Origin of the sequence: Croceicoccus marinus (genome assembly GCF_001661675.2) — a bacterium.
In the GTDB taxonomy this organism is placed as follows: domain Bacteria; phylum Pseudomonadota; class Alphaproteobacteria; order Sphingomonadales; family Sphingomonadaceae; genus Croceicoccus; species Croceicoccus marinus.
Map to the genome: position 1 here is coordinate 89602 of NZ_CP019604.1, position 16544 is coordinate 106145.

At 60.1% G+C, this 16544-nt stretch carries 8 protein-coding genes; 1 reads left to right on the plus strand and 7 read right to left on the minus strand.

The genetic code is table 11. The annotated features are described in order from the left end of the window. Nucleotides 1-39: 39 nt before the first annotated feature. The 7 genes from A9D14_RS18085 to A9D14_RS18115 form a co-directional block, all read right to left on the minus strand. Nucleotides 40-4071, minus strand: coding sequence for an Eco57I restriction-modification methylase domain-containing protein (locus A9D14_RS18085; protein ID WP_066850806.1), 4032 nt, complete (start codon nucleotides 4069-4071; stop codon nucleotides 40-42). Further along, the gene (locus tag A9D14_RS18090) at nucleotides 4071-6854 is read right to left on the minus strand and encodes a DEAD/DEAH box helicase (protein WP_066850807.1); all 2784 of its coding nucleotides are present in this window, start codon (nucleotides 6852-6854) and stop codon (nucleotides 4071-4073) included. Before A9D14_RS18090 ends, A9D14_RS18085 begins: the two co-directional genes overlap by 1 nt. Next, complete coding sequence (locus tag A9D14_RS18095) at nucleotides 6851-11983, minus strand: DEAD/DEAH box helicase (protein WP_066850808.1); 5133 nt, start codon at nucleotides 11981-11983, stop codon at nucleotides 6851-6853. Before A9D14_RS18095 ends, A9D14_RS18090 begins: the two co-directional genes overlap by 4 nt. Before the next feature lie 175 nt (nucleotides 11984-12158). Beyond that, entirely contained in the window at nucleotides 12159-13136 is a 978-nt protein-coding gene (locus A9D14_RS18100; protein ID WP_083988217.1) for a helix-turn-helix transcriptional regulator, read from the minus strand. A 303-nt stretch (nucleotides 13137-13439) separates the two neighbouring features. Then, a complete protein-coding gene (locus tag A9D14_RS18105) occupies nucleotides 13440-13775 on the minus strand; it encodes a HigA family addiction module antitoxin (protein ID WP_066850810.1) in 336 nt (111 codons plus the stop codon). Between the two features lie 9 nt (nucleotides 13776-13784). Next, the gene (locus A9D14_RS18110; RefSeq protein WP_066850811.1) at nucleotides 13785-14075 is read right to left on the minus strand and encodes a type II toxin-antitoxin system RelE/ParE family toxin; all 291 of its coding nucleotides are present in this window, start codon (nucleotides 14073-14075) and stop codon (nucleotides 13785-13787) included. A 71-nt stretch (nucleotides 14076-14146) separates the two neighbouring features. Further along, nucleotides 14147-15229: a helix-turn-helix transcriptional regulator gene (locus A9D14_RS18115; RefSeq protein ID WP_232469186.1), complete on the minus strand. Its 1083-nt coding sequence runs from the start codon at nucleotides 15227-15229 to the stop codon at nucleotides 14147-14149. A 185-nt stretch (nucleotides 15230-15414) separates the two neighbouring features. Here A9D14_RS18115 and A9D14_RS18120 point away from each other — a divergent pair, with 185 nt between their 5' ends. Then, on the plus strand, nucleotides 15415-16539 hold the full coding sequence (locus A9D14_RS18120; protein ID WP_083988189.1) for a hypothetical protein: 1125 nt from the start codon (nucleotides 15415-15417) through the stop codon (nucleotides 16537-16539). The last annotated feature ends 5 nt before the right edge of the window (nucleotides 16540-16544 follow it).

Sequence of the window (16544 nt, forward strand, 5' to 3'; positions counted from 1 at the left end):
CGGGTGTCCTCTTCAACGAGACCTGCAGGCGACGCGCTGTCACCGATACCCCTCCACCCGTGGGCGCATGCCTTCGGTCACCAGCTTGTCGTAGGCGGCGAGGACGAGGCGGCGGGTGTGGTATTCGCCGTGTTTCTTGATCTCGTTGTTCTTGAGGACGCGGAAGGTTTCGCTGGGGTAGTCTTCGCCCATCACGTCCTTGGGATCGAGGACGTAGCGCAGCTCTTCGCGGGAGAGGCCGTAGGCGAGGGCGTACCAGGCGTCGAGTTCGGCGCGAAGCTGCGCGCGGCGGTCCTCGTCCCAGCGGAACGGCTCGCCCTCATATCCCAAGTCGCGCGCGAAGGGGGCCATGGAATGCGAGGTGTAACTGAGTTCCAGCACCCGCGGGACGATGAAGCCGAGATCGTCCTCGCTGTAGGCGCTGGGGGGGAGGATGGGCAGTTGCTCCAATATGAAAAAATTCAAATGAGTTCCGCCTACCTTCTGACGGGCGACATAGTCGAAAGCGAGAGATGAGAAGTTTGCAGCGAAACCTGCTGTAAGCACCCGTTTGAGGCGCTCCTCAAAGAATATCAACGGAAGTTGATTGCCAAATGCAAAATCGGGGACGAATGCTCCTATTGCTGTCCGCTCGTTATTTGTGTTGGTGATATCCCGAAAGCCAAAGAAATAGCTGCAATTTGGCACATTTCGGAGTTTCCGATCACGCTCCGATTTAGGAAGCCAAACTCGAGGCGTCGGCTCGAAAGTGACATCGCTGAGCTGATCCTCATTCAGCCTAGGCAAAGCTCTTGTATTGTCAGTTTTGCCAGGTGGGTAGGAACCATATCGATGGTCAAAATGCCACATCATTTTGGCTTCGTAGAGCGGCAAATATCGCTCTTGGTTTGCATTTGCCTCGGAACCGCCGGAGAGGTTAAAGTTCGGGGAATTGTCAACTTGCCCAGAAGTGCGCGCCCAGTCGGTGCCGAGCAGTTCCCAACCCATTGCCGCAAGTTCTTCGGCGGTGCGGAAAAGGTGGCTGTCGTTCGACATATCGAACATTCGCATGAAGCTGACGCCCCACGGATTGCGCGCCTCTCCGCTTTTCGCCTCGTTGATCAGAACCGGAACGCGATTGTAGATGCTCGCGGTGAGTTCGGCGTCCTTGCGCGCGCGGAAGACAGGGGCAGTCTTTGTGTTGGGATTGATCCGAGCGATCTCATCGGCCGTGAGTTCGAACGAGCGCCGTTTATCCTCTAGCTCTTCGAAATCCAGCAATAGGCATGCGAACTGGGCTTTCTCCTCAGCTTTGATTTTTCCGATCGTGAGCAAGCAGAAGCGAAGCAACCCTGCTACATGTGGGAAGATTCGACGATCATTTCGGAAGTCGACAAGCGAGATCAATTTCCGCTTATCAATAAGATGACCGAAGAACGGCGCAGTTGTTGCATCGGTGGCGATGCCGGTGGGCACGATGATCCCCGCACGTCCGCTGTCGCTTAGCAAGTTCAGGAATTGTTCTGAGAACAAAGCATACGTGTTGACATCACCCGTGCCGGTATAGGTGTATCGCCCTCCGTCCCCGCCAGAAATACGCGCGAAGGCGCTCGCCGCTTCAGCTTGCCGCTTGGCGCTTTGAAAGGCGTCATAAAGCCGTCGGTCGGGCGACCCTTCTTCCGCAGCGGCCAACTTCTTGATCGCCTTCGCGCGGCCCGCCGCATTGGGTGCATCGGCCACTTCGTGCCCGGCGAAGAACTCCTGCTCCTGCAGCTTGATCCGCTCCCACGGCGGATTGCCCAGCACCACGTCGAACCCGCCCTTGCCGATCAGCACATCGGGAAAGGCGAGCGGCCAGTGGAAGGCGCGGGCTTCTTCCGAAGCGTCAACGGCGGCGGCTTCGAGCGGGCCGTAAACCTGCCCTCCGCCGAGGCGCTTCCAGACGTCCGCCGTCGTCGGCACGGCTGAGCGCCGATAGTTTTCCGGCACTTCCACCTTGGGTAGCAGGAAGGCAGCAGTGTAAAAATCGCAGGCGACCTTGGTGGCCCAACGGTCTGGATCTTTACGCCAGGCCTCGAACGCCTCCCGCTTCTTTTCCACCTGCCCCACCGTGTCTTCCGGCATGCGGCGAATGGTGGAAAGGTTCGCGGCCAGTTTCCTTGGCGGCATGGCCCCGGTGCCGCTGTCGAAATCGAAGGCGCCCTGGCCCTTCTTTTCGTCCTTGTTCTTCTTCTTGTAGTAGGCGGCCGCCTCTTTCACATCGCCAGTCAGCGGCTTGTAGGCATCGTCGGGAATCCCCTGTTCCAGCGCCTCGAGGTCGAACACGCCCAGCAGCGCGTCCCCGCAGCGGATATTGGCGTCGAGGAAGCCCAAGGGTTGCCCCGGTGAAACACTCTCGATCCACAGCGCCACCTTGGCCAATTCCACCGCCATCGGGTTGCGATCCACCCCGTGGACGCAGCGGGCGACCACGTCGCGTAAGCCCGCCTGCCGGTCGGGCGCATCGGGATCGCGCAGCTCGGCCACCTTGTCCGCCATCCGCCGCGCCGCGCCCAGCAGGAAATGCCCCGACCCGCAGGCCGGGTCGATGATCTTGAGATCGAGGATGGCGCGAACCTTGTCCTCCGCCGTCTCACCTTCTGCCTCCGCCTTCTCCAACACCGGGTCGAGCGCGCTGTCGAGCAGCGTTTCGACCAGGCTGTCGGGCGTGTAGTAACTTCCGGTGGTCTTGCGGGTGTTGCCCTTGGCTCCGCTGTCCAGCTCGAATTCCCCGTTGGCTGCAAGGCGCGGGTGGATTTCGAGCAGACTTTCGTAGACGCTGCCCAACTCCTCGGTCTTCATGTCGCGCCAGTTGATGCGCTGCAGGCTGCCGTCCTGCTTCAGGTAACCGAGCCGGTAGATCGCTTCGAGGAAGCGGCGGTTAGGCAGTTTGCTGGCGTCCATCACCGGCGTATTGCCGCGCGCGAACATGCCGCCCAGCGCAGGCAGGCCGAGCATTTCCTGCCCGCGTTCCAGCGCGCGCAAGGTGACCTTCATCCCCTCCCACGCATCGAAATGGCGGTCGCGCGCCACGCGGCGGCGGCTGCGTTCGCGCCAGAAGCCGAAGCCGTAGCTGCTTTCATAGAGATCGCGCGCGGCGCGCGGGGTGCGGCGGGGGTGGAGCAGGTTGCGCTCTTCCGCCACTGCAAGGAAGATCAGGCGATAGACGGTGCGCAGCAATTCCTCGAACAGGGCAGTGAGCGAGACTTCGTTCGCCTCGATCTTTGCGCGCAGTTCAGGATTGGCCTCGATCAGTCCTTGGCCCATTTCGCGCAAGGCATCTTCGACCCCTTCGCGCAGGCGATCGCGCGCGGCGGTGCCGGATTTCATCCCGGCCTCGCGCCATTGTTCCAGCGGGGCGCTGCTGGGGGGCTGGCCGGGATTGCCGAAGCGGGTGGCGTGGGTGAGCAGCCACCAGGCGGTGAAGTCGGCGAACATCTCGTCACGGAACATCGCGGCAAAATCTGCCTCGATCCACGCGGCGCGTGTGAGGCTGGCGTTGTCGCGCATCAGGCGCACGCGGTCGCCGGCGAAGACGAGGCCCCAATAGAACCCGTCGCTGGCGTTGAGCCAGTCCTGCAGCAGCACGACCGGATTGCGCCGGGCGCGGCCGCCCTCCCCGTCACCGAATTCGGGCATGGCCTTGGAAAAACCGTCGCCGTCCTCGACTGGCGCGGCGACGACGATGGGGACGTGGCCGCCCTTTCCTTCCAGAGCGATGCGATAGCGGCGGGCGCCGTCGTGGTGATCCTTCGGTCCTGACAGGTCCTCGAAGCCGAAGGCCTGTTCCAGCAGATCGCGCGCGAACCTGGCAGTCTGTGTGACGGTGGGCTGGTCGATCTTGCTGTAGTCGAGCCAGAGCGCCTGGCCGATGCGGAAGTAGCGCGTGATCTCGTCGGCAAGGTTGGTGCCCTTGGGGCAGCCGTAATCGGCGGCGGTCTTCGCGTTGCGTTCGGCGCCAGCGATCTTGAGAACCTGTTCGGGCGCGATCAGCCCGCCCTCAATGGCGATGGCTTCGAGACCGAGTTCGGTGGTGCGGTTACGGCGAGCCATCAGGCGATCTCCGGCACGAGGACATAGAGGCCGATGACGTCGGCAGGCAGCGCGGACTCGACTTCGGTGGTGGCGCCCTCCCCTCGCATGGCCGCCTTCACCCGGTCGTGATCCTCGCGGAGTGCTTCGGCCCGTTCATGCGCGAAGGTGGCGATCGCCTGTTCGTAATCGTCGAGCCGGTTCAGCGCCTCGCCCACCTGCCGCTCGATCGCGATGCGTTCGATATTGCCGGTGGCTTCTTGTTCCAGCAGCGCGAGAGCTTCGGCCCCGGTTGCGAAAGGCTGCTCCTCGCCCCTGCGGAATGCGAGCGCGGTGGCTTCTTCGGCCAGCAAGGTGCGCCGGCCGCTGACGGTGAGGGTAAAGCGCAACCGCAAGAGCATCACAGTGGTAACGCTCTCTACTGCGCGCGTGCGCCATGTGCCGCAGCGGCCGAGCGGTTCGATCTCACGCGTGCCGCCGGGATCGAGCGCGCCTTCGGCCAGGGTTTCGGCCAGTATCGCCACCAGCGGATGCACGCGGCCAACGTGGGTGACATCGGGTTCGGGATCGTCGGCAAAGCTTACCGCCCGACTGCCGGTGAAGCCGCGCGCCTCCATGCGCTCGCGCAATTGCGTGGGAAGGCGGTCATAGTGAACGCGGGGATGCTTGCCGGTCGTGTCCAGCGGCGCTTCCAGGCGTGATAGCGCGCGGCGGGCAAAGCGTTCAACTTCTTCAGGCCCGCCGTTGAGCGCGCGCAGGCGCTGCCATTCGGGCAGGACTTCGGCGGGTTTGAGCGCGCCTTGTGCGTATCTTGCCTGGCTTTTTTTCGCCGAGTCTTCGGCATTGCGCCACTCGACCTCGAGCTGAGCATCCGCCTCGCCGAAATCGAACATGCCTTGCGATCGATGGCGTTCGGACTTGAGCAACACGGCCTGCATAAGCGCGCTGGTGACGCTTGCGGAATCCTCGGGCACTGGAACCGTGACGCCGAGCGCTTCTCGAATTCGGTCTGCCTTATCGGTGATGACCTGGATTACGGCCCCGTCGATCATCGAGTTCGCGCCGAACATCATGACCGACCAGACATCCTTCGCCGGCTGCCCGAAACGATCGACGCGCCCCTCGCGCTGCTGGTGGCGTGTCGGGTTCCAGTTGAGATCGTAGTGGATGACCGCATTGAACAGCTTCTGCAGGTTGATGCCTTCGGACAGGCAGTCGGTGGCGACGAGAATGCGCCTGTCGTCATCACCCATATCATCCACTCGCTCGCGGCGCTCTTCGGGCGTCAGTCGGCCGGTGACGACCTCGATACGGTGCTTGCGGAAGATCTTGCGCAGTGCCTCGCCTACCGCATCGGCAGTCGAGATGAACCGGCAGAAGACGACGGTGCGAGCGTTTTCCTTCTCCAGCGCCTTGAGCTGTTTAACCAGCATCAGGAACTTTGGATCTTCGTCGACCCGGTCAGCGAGTTTTTCGGCCTGCGAGATGAGCCTGGAAATCTGCTCGCGCTCTTCCCCGGCGAGTGCAGTCGCGGGTTCGACATCGGTGTCGGAAAGCATGCCTTCATCGTCATCGAATAGCACGGGCTCAAGTGCCTCTTCCTCCGCCATGCCGCCCAGGCGGTTGCGGAGAGCACTTGCCGCGGCCGCCGGCGACGAACCCACGCAACGCATCAGGGCCAGCGTTCCCCAGAATGCCAGACGCCTTGCACTGTCTCCATCGGCGTTGGTCGTCACGCCGACGCAGTAGTCGAGCACATCTTCCTGGAAGTTCTGGAAGTCGCCGGTCAGCTGGAAAGGTGCCTCGCGGGAATGCGCGCGTGCAAAAGCACTGCCATCTCCCCAGGCCTCTTCGATATCGGGCCGGCGGCGCTGCACGAAATGCTGGGCCAAGCGGCGGCGGTAGCGTTCGAGCGCATTAGAATCCGCGCCGCCGGGCGCATCGGCGAGGTCAGCATCGATCAGTCCGAGCAGCCTTCCGTACGCATCCTGATTCCCGCTATGTGGAGTAGCCGTCAGCAGCAACATGTGCCGCTCGGGCTTTTCAGCGAGCCGCTCCAACAGGGCAAATCGTTGCTGCGTGCCGCGTTCGCTGCCGCCGACGCAGCTGTGGGCCTCATCAACAATTACGAAATCCGGGCAGGCATGGGCGAAACTGTCACGACGATTGTCGCTCTTGATGTAATCCAGGCTGACGACCGTGTAGGGATAGGCATCAAAGATGCTTTCCGAGAGCGCCAATCCGCGCTCGAGGGAACGGGCTCTCGATGATGTAACGGCGACCGCATCGATGTCGAACTTTTCGGCGAGCTCCCCGACCCACTGGTCGACGAGGTGTGGTGGGCACAATACTGTGAAGCGATCGACTTCGCCCCGATCGATCATTTCCCTCAGGATCATGCCTGCTTCGATCGTCTTGCCGATGCCGACATCATCCGCAATCAGCAGACGTTTGGTTTCCAGGCGCAGCGCCATGAGCATTGGCACGAGCTGGTACGCGCGCGGCTCGACGCCTAGGTGCGCCGCGCTGCGAAAAGGCCCTGCCCCCCTGCGCAATGAAAGGCGAAGCGCGTCGGCGAGTAAGCGCGCCCCATCCTGTGTGTCGGGTTCGTCTGCGGAGGGCGGAGCGAACCGGGCCGGTGTGACCGACATTATCTCTAGAGCAGGCGCGATCACCTGTGCGTCCTCCTCGGAGCCAGACAATGGACGGACGCGAATGAGACCTTCCTCCGGCAACCCGAGCACAATCCACTCGCGCCCCCTCGCCTGAACGAGGTCGCCCGTTCGCAAATCGATGGCGTTCATTCCGAAATTCCCAGTGCCTGTGCCAAATTGCCCGGTGGTTGATCGCCCGGAGACATAGCTAATTCAATTAAAAGGAAACCGGCATTGTCGCACCAAACGCGGCGCTCTTCGGTGGGGCGCCCTGCAGTTGCAGCGACCATTTCTCCCGGCCAAACGTAAGACTGATCAACTCCTCGTTTTTCTGGCGGGGGCCATTTCCAAGTGTCAAACGCACGAAGCCAAGGATCCTCGGTAATACTTTCCCCTGTTGCTTTACTCTTTCCCGGGGCAGCTGCAGCGAAATCCTCTGTGCATTCTGCAAGGCGAAGCAAAACAGAAAGCACCTCCTCATCCTGTCGGTCGATGAGTTCGTGATCGGGTTGATTGTAGTAGGATAGAAGACAGCGATAACAGCCCTTCACACACGCATCGTTTTTGTCCGCAAACTCGGCGCCGTCACGGTGGTAATGCATGAGGTCGAGGGCTTTTTCTGCCAGTGCGCGCCATTGGTCGGCCCCCTCCATAAGGCGCTTGAGTACGCCAGCGCCTCCCTCAGACGCCTCATAGAACAGGATCGCGTTTCGGCTGTCCCGAGTGGGCATGGGCTCGCCGAGCAATTCGCCAGTTTCCAAGACATGTTCTGCTTCGATGGCCCTGGTCAGCGCATGCTGAAGTGTCGCCATCTGGTTTTTGCCAAGCTTCAGTGACCGGTCAAATTGCAACAGGAGGGAGTTCTTCGTGTCTTCCACGAGCGGGACGATCCGCTGGCGCTGAGGCTTGGCTACGTCGTCACCCTCATCGTCCCCTTGCGCTTCATTCTTCAGCCAACGGCCACTGACCGTATCGATATCGAAACCGTGAACCGACTGCTCTTTTCGGCGACGAAGTCCCAAATTCACGCGAGAAAGTTTCGTCTGCGGGCCATATTGCAGGGCAGCTAGGTGGGCTCCCCCTTCTTCCAGCATCAGTTTGCGCCGTCGACTATTGTCCCACTCGAATAGCGTACGTAATTCAAACCCGCGCCTTTGGCGGTCTTCATCGTTGGCAGTAATCCGCGCGCCGGGAACAGCATCCACGTTTTCGATACGATAAAGCTGAGTGAGATCTCCTTCACTGGTAAGCGGGTCACCGCAAACACGGCATTTTTCGAGCGTCTTTTCCTGATGCGCCGCGCCGCAATTTTCGCAACAGCGAAGCTCGCGGGTAACCAGCAGGCCTTCTTCTCCGCGCGTCCCTGCCGCAAGCTTAGCACGATTACACCGATAAGCCTTGCCTTCGTGATAGACGAGACTGTTCGGGCCAAACTCCGCCAAAGCTAGGAAGCGCGGACGCTGCAACACGGCAGTGCCCTTCTCTGCGTCGATGAAGGCATAAAGGGGCAGACGCGGGAAATTGTAGCCGGGCAGGAAGCCCTCGGTTGCCAGATATCGATAAATATTGAAGTCCGAGCTGGCCGAAGATGTACCGGCCTCTAGCAGCCCAACCTGCCTGTCCGCAGCATGGTAGCGTTGACGGGCGGCATCGCGCTCGGCTTTGGACAGTCCAGATCTATCGCCCAGCGCGGCGGCGGCCTGCCGCTCTTCTTGGGCAGAGTTGTAGAGCGTACGCCAGCGATCAAGGGCGCTGTCAAAACTTGCGCTCGCGCTTTTCCATCGATCCTTCACGAAGTCATTCAGATCTTGGATCTCGGGGACGACCTTATCCTGCAAGCCTGATCGAACGACGGCGATTGCCTTTTCTCGCGCTGCTAAATCACCAGTCGCCTTCAGAAACGCGGGTTCCAGATGTCGTCCCAGTGGACGGCCATCTTGCGGCATTTCGAGATTGTCCGGGATGGACTTTAGAAGAGGGTCACGTACCGCCGCCAGCCATTCCGCGTGCACATGTGCCGCAAGAAGGTCGGCATTGGCGAGATCGATTGCTGGTGGCTGTACGATGCCTGCCACTAGGTCGATCCGCCGTTCAAAGTAATACTGATCGTGCGGGCTCTGAGCTGCACAATATGTAATTATGAGGGCCGCCTGCCCGCTGCGTCCAGCGCGACCGGCGCGCTGCGCATAGTTGGCAGGGGTCGGCGGCGCATTACGCAGATAGACCACGTTGAGCTGCGAAATATCGACACCCAACTCCATGGTCGGCGAACAATATAGCAGGGGCAAGAAATCCGGCCTCTCTTCCTTGAGGCGCAGTGTCGCGGTGGCCTCTTTCAATCGCTTCCGGTCAGTATCCCCGAACCTGAACCGGTCCTCACGAAGTTGTCGAAGCTCCTGCTCCACTTGGGCTGTATGCTCGCGCGCTTCGAATGCCATCGGCAATCGGCCAGGATCGCCAAGGCGCTCGGCTACATCGGAGTAGAGCTGAGAGAAAAACAGATTTGCATCCTGGGGATCGGGCTTGTTCTTGCCTTCCGAAAGCCTGATCGCATCAGGTGCGAGACGCCATCCCGTCAGACTACCCGCTGCAAAGCGCCTGACGATCTGGTGACGTTCCGCCGTCACCAGCATGGCCTGGACCAGCGCCTCGCGATCGCCGATCGAAACATCGCCCACTTCTTTTCCAAGCTTGCGGGCCAATCCACCCCGCCCGCTCACTCGGACAATTCGGTCTCGCGGATTACCGCCTTTGCCGACAACCAGAGAGACCTGCACCGCCAGCTCATGGTTTTGCTCTTCTCTGCCAATCGACCAAGGTTCCTTCAGGGTCCCGCGCGAACGCTCGGCGACTTGCTCGAGTTCAGTCTGGTCGAGAGCATCGACCGCGATGGCTAGATTCTGGCGCATGTGATCGAAGAGGGATCGGAACATCTCCTCCCTTTGCGTAGCCGTCGCGCCGGCCAGCAGGAAGAGACCGCGCTTAAAATCCTCATCGATGCCTTCATGCGCTGATGAGGAGTATATGTTCTCATCCGCGGCGAGCATCGCGACGCCAGGATATCCCACCCGGATCAAGTCGAGTTGGTCGAGGTTTGGATTGGTATAGCGCCATCCACGACGAAGATCGTTCCAAACTCTATGCGCCAACACTCGATTGGCCGAGCGCTTCGCTTCGTCTAGCGCCTTGAAGCTAGAAGGCTCCGGATCGAGCATCCATTCAGAACGTCGCATCTCGTCGGCGGGATCGAAGCCGAGCGCCACTCGCACTGCGTCACCGAAGCGTTCGTACTCGAGCCCCTCTGGTCCGGCTCGGCGCACTGCACGCAGGATTGCGCCCCGCAACAAAGTGACGAAAATGAAATCGTTAAAATGTCCTGCCTGGAGCGCGGCGTCCTGACGGTTGTCGGTGAAGCCAAGGAGTTTGCGCCGCTCTCGTTCGGACGGCACGTTCTCCCGCTCCATCCAATCCAGGATCTGACTTGTGATCAGTGTCGTTGCTGAGCTGCGCCCTTCTGCTGAGAGGCTGGCTAGCTTGTTCTGGTCGCGCGCCTGGGGCGCGGGCTGGTGCTTACAGCGGGGACAGAATCGATACTTGCCAGGAAAGAACCACGACCGCACGCCTGATTCAACATGACGCCCCTCCGGCCCTAGATGGAGCATTCTCCCGTCATGTTTTCCCCGATGGCTCGATTTCAAGCGAAGTCCTGCTGCAGCCTGCTCGATCCAGTCCTCTGGATAATCCTCAATCGCTCCCGAGAACGGCAGCATGCCATCGGCGTCCGGCACTAGGAAGCCATGCTGAATGCCCTCGTCGTCCGGTGCATCCTGCGGAGTCTGGTCTATTGGTCTTGCCAGCAATTGCCGATCATCGGTCAGCGAGACCGAATGCACCTCCTGCCCGCAGGAGCGGCAGAAGAATAGTGGGAATAACCGGGCGTCGCGCCGGTCCCGATGGAAAAGCTCGCCCGACAGATCGACAAGCCGCTGACCTGCAGGCTCAAGGGTCGCATGGGCGTGGCCAGCGCCGGAGAGAAACCGATGGAGCTTAAACGCCATGAAGGCCTGCTGTTCGCCATCAGGAATATCGCTCATTGCCACCAGACGCCCCGCCAGTACTTCGAGGCAATCCGCAGGATCGCACCCGCTAAATGTTGCGAGCTTTTCAGCCGCTTGCGAGATCGTCAGCGGCCGGGCTCGCTTGAGCACTTCCCCAGCTTCAAGGCCGACATTTAGTTCTATCCACACTGCCAGAGGATCGTTGCGGAACGCCGCAGAACCGGAGGGCACAGCTGATCGGGAGCGGATCGCCTCGACTACTCTTGCCCGGAGTATGCTTTCGTCACCGACGAACTCGGTTCGGCGTTCGAGCGTCTCGGTAATGACATCTTCTTTTTCCACCGGCTCGCCGAAAAGTGTAGAACCGACACCAGCAACCGCAGCACGGCCAACATCTTCATCCCCGGATGCCATCGTCGCGGAAGTACCGATACATGTCATCCGATGCCCGCCCATCCTCTCCCGTACGCGGCGGACGAGCATCGCGACATCGGCGCCCTGTCGCCCGCGATAGGTATGCAGTTCGTCAAGAACGAGGAATTCGAGACCCTGCATATTCTCCACCACCGCGCGATCGAGATCGTCCTGCCGGGTGAGCAGCAGTTCCAGCATCATGAAGTTGGTCAAGATTATATCTGGACAGAGATCACGGATTTCCTTGCGCCGCGTATCACTCTCCTGCCCGGTGTAACGGGCAAAGGTCGGCTTCAGGTCCGCAGGCAGGTCAGCCAAGCCAATAAACTTTTCGAGTTCTTCGAGTTGCGAATTTGCCAATGCGTTCATAGGGTAAATGATGATGGCGCGAGTGCGCTTGCCCTCCCCCGCACGCCTGGCCTTGAGGATACGGTCGATGATTGGCACGAAGAAGCACAGCGATTTGCCCGAGCCGGTGCCGGTGGTCACAATGTAGTTCTTGCCCTGAGCAGCCTTCGCCAGAGCCTGTTCTTGGTGCCGGAACAGACTGATGGGTGCCCGCGGGTTGCCGAGCGCGAAAACGGCGGGGAGCGCCGGATCGACCGAACCCTCGGCGGCGATCTCATCGATTGTCCTGCCCCGTCGGTATTGCGGGTTGAGGCTGACCAGTGGCTCGGGCCAGAACTTGCCATCGCCGTAGATGCCATCGATCGCGCCACGAAGATCATCCGCGCGAATCTCAGTGAATGACCGTGCAAACTGTTCGTATCGCGCGATGAGGGCTCGATCGAGATCGAAAACGTTCACTTACCCGGCTCCTTGTGGGCCCTAACCAATTGCTGTGACCTGCTTTCAAGCACACACCTCTTGCAATTCTTCTTTGCGTGGGCGGGCGCATCGTGAATGCGGTCGGCGTAAAGCGTCGTCGCTCCGTTCATGAGCTCAAGATGATCGATGTTACGTCATTTTCGGTCGTGCTCATTTAGGAACCCGCCTCCAACGCTTTGTGTGCGGCATCCAGTCTGTCGCGCATCTCCTGTCGAAGATCTTCTGGCTGCTCAATCACCAGATCCCCGCCCCATGTGAACAAATGCTCTGCCATTTCGCGCAGACCACCGGCGCGGAAGCGGATGATCAGCTCATCACCGTCATCCTCGACGGTCTGGCTGGAGTGAAACCGCCAGCTACGCGCGCGTGAAACGGCATGAGGGCGGGCTCGCAGAACAACGTCATGCGGCTCCTCCTGCCAGATACCGAAGCTGTTGGAGAGAAACCCGTCGAGGCTCCAGTCATCAGGCGCGCAACCTATCGATTCCGAGAGGCGTACATTGCTCATCCGATCGAGCCGGAAGTTGATCGGCTCTTGATCCCGATCGGGAAACTTGCCGACGAGATAGGTGATAGGCCCCAGCAGCAGCCCGTATGGCACGACACGGCGCCATTTCGGTTCGGCTCTACCGTCGGCTAGGTAGTCGAACTCGACGCAGTAACCGGCGAGGATGGCCTCCTGCATCACGTCCAGCGTTTCAGGAGGCACCTCGACCACAGGCCCTGCCGTCACACGCGTTCGCTGCAGACGCGCCAGACCATCGAGATCAGTATCGATCTTGCGCTTCTCGGCGTTGTCGAGCGAAGCGAAGATCTTGGTAAGCAGGCTTTGTAAAAGCTCCGCGTTGGGCGCATTCTCGGCCTTGCGTGCATCGCATTCGGCGTGCAGCGCGGCGACCTCCGCTGCATTGGGCCTCGTGTAATGGCGGCGCAGGCTGTCGCGGATGCGAAAGCGCTTCTTGCGGTCATCCATCACCTCGTCGATGTCGAAGTGATCGGCCACGACATTGCGGAGGCGTTCGACCGTCCGGCGATCGACGCCGAGCCGCCCGGCCATCTCGTCCAGCGTCAAGCCCTCGCTCGATGTCGCCAGCATTTCGACCATGGTCAAGGCCCGGTCGAGCTTGCCCATGCGGCGGCCTGAGCCGATGGCCCCGCCGCTTGCGCCCCCACGCGCAATCATTTCTGCCCCCAAGTTCAGCCCCCCGGCTATGACCAAAATCGTCGTAGTAGTTGCAGACGCGCTATGCGCTGAAAACCCCTTGGATCCGGTTAACAACCAGATCGGACCTGTTTACCTTCTCGCTTGCCCTCAATTCGGCAGAAGCGATGCCGGCCAGGCGTTGCGTAAATCGCCTCGGATCGGAGATATCAACCGTCGACACCAAGGGACGCTCGCTCCCCTGTGCCATTCCAAATTCGAAGCACACCCGTTCTATCGAACCAGAACCGACTGAGGATCGAGCGGCTTGCCTTGGAAGGGCAGGACGTTGATCTCCCCTGCCCGCTTGCGAGCCTGGGCAATATCGTAGCTGTTCTGCATCCGCATCAGTGTTGCCATCGACACGCCGAACGCCTTCTCGATCCGCACGGCCATTTCCGGCGAAAGATGCGCGCGTTCATTGAGCAACGTCGAAAGCGTTGCCCGCGTAACGCCAAGCACCTCGGCAGCGTTCGTCACGGACAGGCCGAACGGCTCGAGGATCTCATGCTTGATGAAACCGCCGACATGGGGCGGGTTCTTCATCCGAATTCCGTCAAGTGCTGCCATGACCACCTCCTAGTGGTAATCCTCGTAATCGAGGTCGATGATCTCGATCTCGTCCCGGTCGATCTTGAATGTGAGCCGCCAATTTTTGGTGACGAACAGGCTCCATGTGCCTTTCCGATCACCGGTCAACAGGTGGGCTTTCCAGCTGGGAACGGTTCGAATTTCCTCTTCGCTCTCCATATCCTGAAGGAAGCCGATCATCCGGCGTAGCTTTGGCACCGCCGCTTGATCCAAGCCGCGCTCGTCGTCATCGATCACAAGGCGGCGCAACCCTTTGTGGATCACATTCCTGATCTTCATAGCGGAAGTCTAGCGGCATGGTCGTATCCCGTCAAGTTACACGATACGGCTATATATCTCTTTTCGGCATCTCACAAACTTCTCTCCGCCGCACCCAGCCTGTCGCGCATTTCCTGTCGAAGCTCTTTGGGCCCTTCGATCACCAGATCACCTCCCCACGTAAAAAGATGCTCCGCCATTTCCCGCAAGCCGCCGGCGCGAAAGCGAATGATCAGCTCGTCACCAACATCCTCGAAGCTCTGACTGGGATGAAACCGCCAGCTCCGCGCGCGTGAAACGGCATGAGGGCGGGCGCGCAGGACAACGTCATGCGGCTCCTCCTGCCAGATACCGAAGCTGTTGGAGAGGAACCCGTCGAGGCTCCAGTCATCAGGCGCGCATCCGAGCGTATCGGACAGACGCACATTGCTCATCCGGTCGAGCCGGAAGTTGATGGGCTCCTGTTCCCGATCAGGAAACTTGCCGACGAGATAGGTGCTCGGGCCAAGCAAAAGGCCATAAGGCACCACGCGGCGCCATTTCGGCTCAGCCCTGCCGTCGGCAATGTAATCGAATTCCACGCAGTAACCGGCGAGGATGGATTCTTGCATTACGTCGAGAGTTTCGGGCGGCACTTCAACCACCGGCCCTGCCGTCACCCGGGTGCGCTGCAGCCTGCCGAGGCCATCGAGATCAGTGTCAATCTTCCGCTTTTCGGCATTGTCGAGCGAGGCGAAAATCTTGGTCAGCAAGCTCTGCAGCAATTCGGCATTGGGCGCGTTCTCGGCCTTGCGGGCATCGCATTCGGCGTGAAGCGCAGCCACCTCTGCTGCATTGGGCCGTGTGTAATGGCGGCGCAGGCTGTCGCGGATGCGAAAACGCTTCTTGCGGTCATCCATCACCTCGTCGATGTCGAAGTGATCGGCCACGACATTGCGGAGACGTTCGACCGTCCGGCGGTCGACACCCAGGCGTTCGCTCGATGTCGCCGGCATCTCGACCATGGTCAAAGCTCGGTCGAGCTTACCCATGCGGCGCGGCGCACCGTTCATCCCCCGTTCGTCGCCAATGCTTTGCCCCCGGCTGCGACCGTAATCGTCGTGTCTATTTGCAGAGTTGCAATGCAATGAAAACCCTTGAATTCCGTTAAAATCAAAGTCGAAAGTGCTTACCATCTCCCCTTCCCCAGATCGCTTCGACAAATAGCACTCACCACATCGTCCGCAGAGCGGTGCTGATCACAGATAACGATAGCTGAAAGATTCATCTGGTATGTGATGAACTCACAGCCGCATTTTCTCCGTCCGATCTTGTCGCAGGTCGGGTCCATCGTTCTGCTTAAGCAAACAAAGGAAACCGAATGACGTTAAGCGCGGCCTTGCAGGCCAATATCGAAACCGCCCATGCGGAAGAGGGCATAGCGCTGTATCCAGCCATCTACCGACGCGACGCGCATGGGCGAACCCGCCTCTGGCGGATTGAGCGGGATGGAATTTCCTATCGCGTTCATTCTGGGGTGGTGGATGGTACTCACGCCGTCACGGGATGGACAACAGCGATTGGCAAGCAAAGCCGGACTGATCGCGCGCAGGCCCTCTTCGAAATTGAAAGCGCCTATACGTTTCACCTGCGGCGTGAGTATCACGAGAATGCGGCAGATATCGACACCGCTCGCTTCTTCAAGCCGATGCTGGCCCACAAATACGAAGAATTCGCGCCGGGTTATGCCCAGCCCAAACTTGACGGGATACGTTGCATCGCGCGAGCCGAAGGGCTGTTTACGCGTGAAGGCAGGCCAATAAACGGCGCCCCGCATATCCATCTTCATCTTGCTCCGCTGTTCGAAGCCGATCCGGACCTGATATTGGACGGCGAACTCTACAACCATGCGCTGAAAGACGACTTCAACACGATTGTCAGCATGGTCCGTCGCAAGGTGCCCGATGCCTCCCATCTGGAAAAGTCGTGCGAACTGGTGCAGTTCCACGTCTACGACCTACCCTCATCTCCTGTCGCGTTTGGGGAGCGGATGGACACTGTCACATCGCTCCTGGATAATCTGAAAGCGCCTACGCTAGTGCCGGTCCCGACAGAGCTGATCGACAGCCAGCAAGCCTATGATGCCTTCCACGGCCAATGGATTGAGCAGGGCTATGAAGGATCGATGTGGCGCAGCGACACCGTGTACGAGCAGAAGCGAACCAAGATGCTGCGCAAACGCAAGGACTTTTCGGACGAGGAGTATCCTTGCCTCGAAATTCGGGAAGGAGAAGGTAACTGGGCAGGACTTGCCAAAAGCGTCATATGCCAACTTCCCGATGGACGCACATTCGGAGCTACAATCCGCGGAGACAAAAAGCGAGCGGCCGCGCTACTGCACGAAACTCATCGCGTCGTCACCGTGCGCTATTTCCACCTGACGCCGGACGGGATCCCCCGCTTCCCGGTCGTGACCAAATTCTGGGGTGAAGAACGCGAGATGTAAGGCGA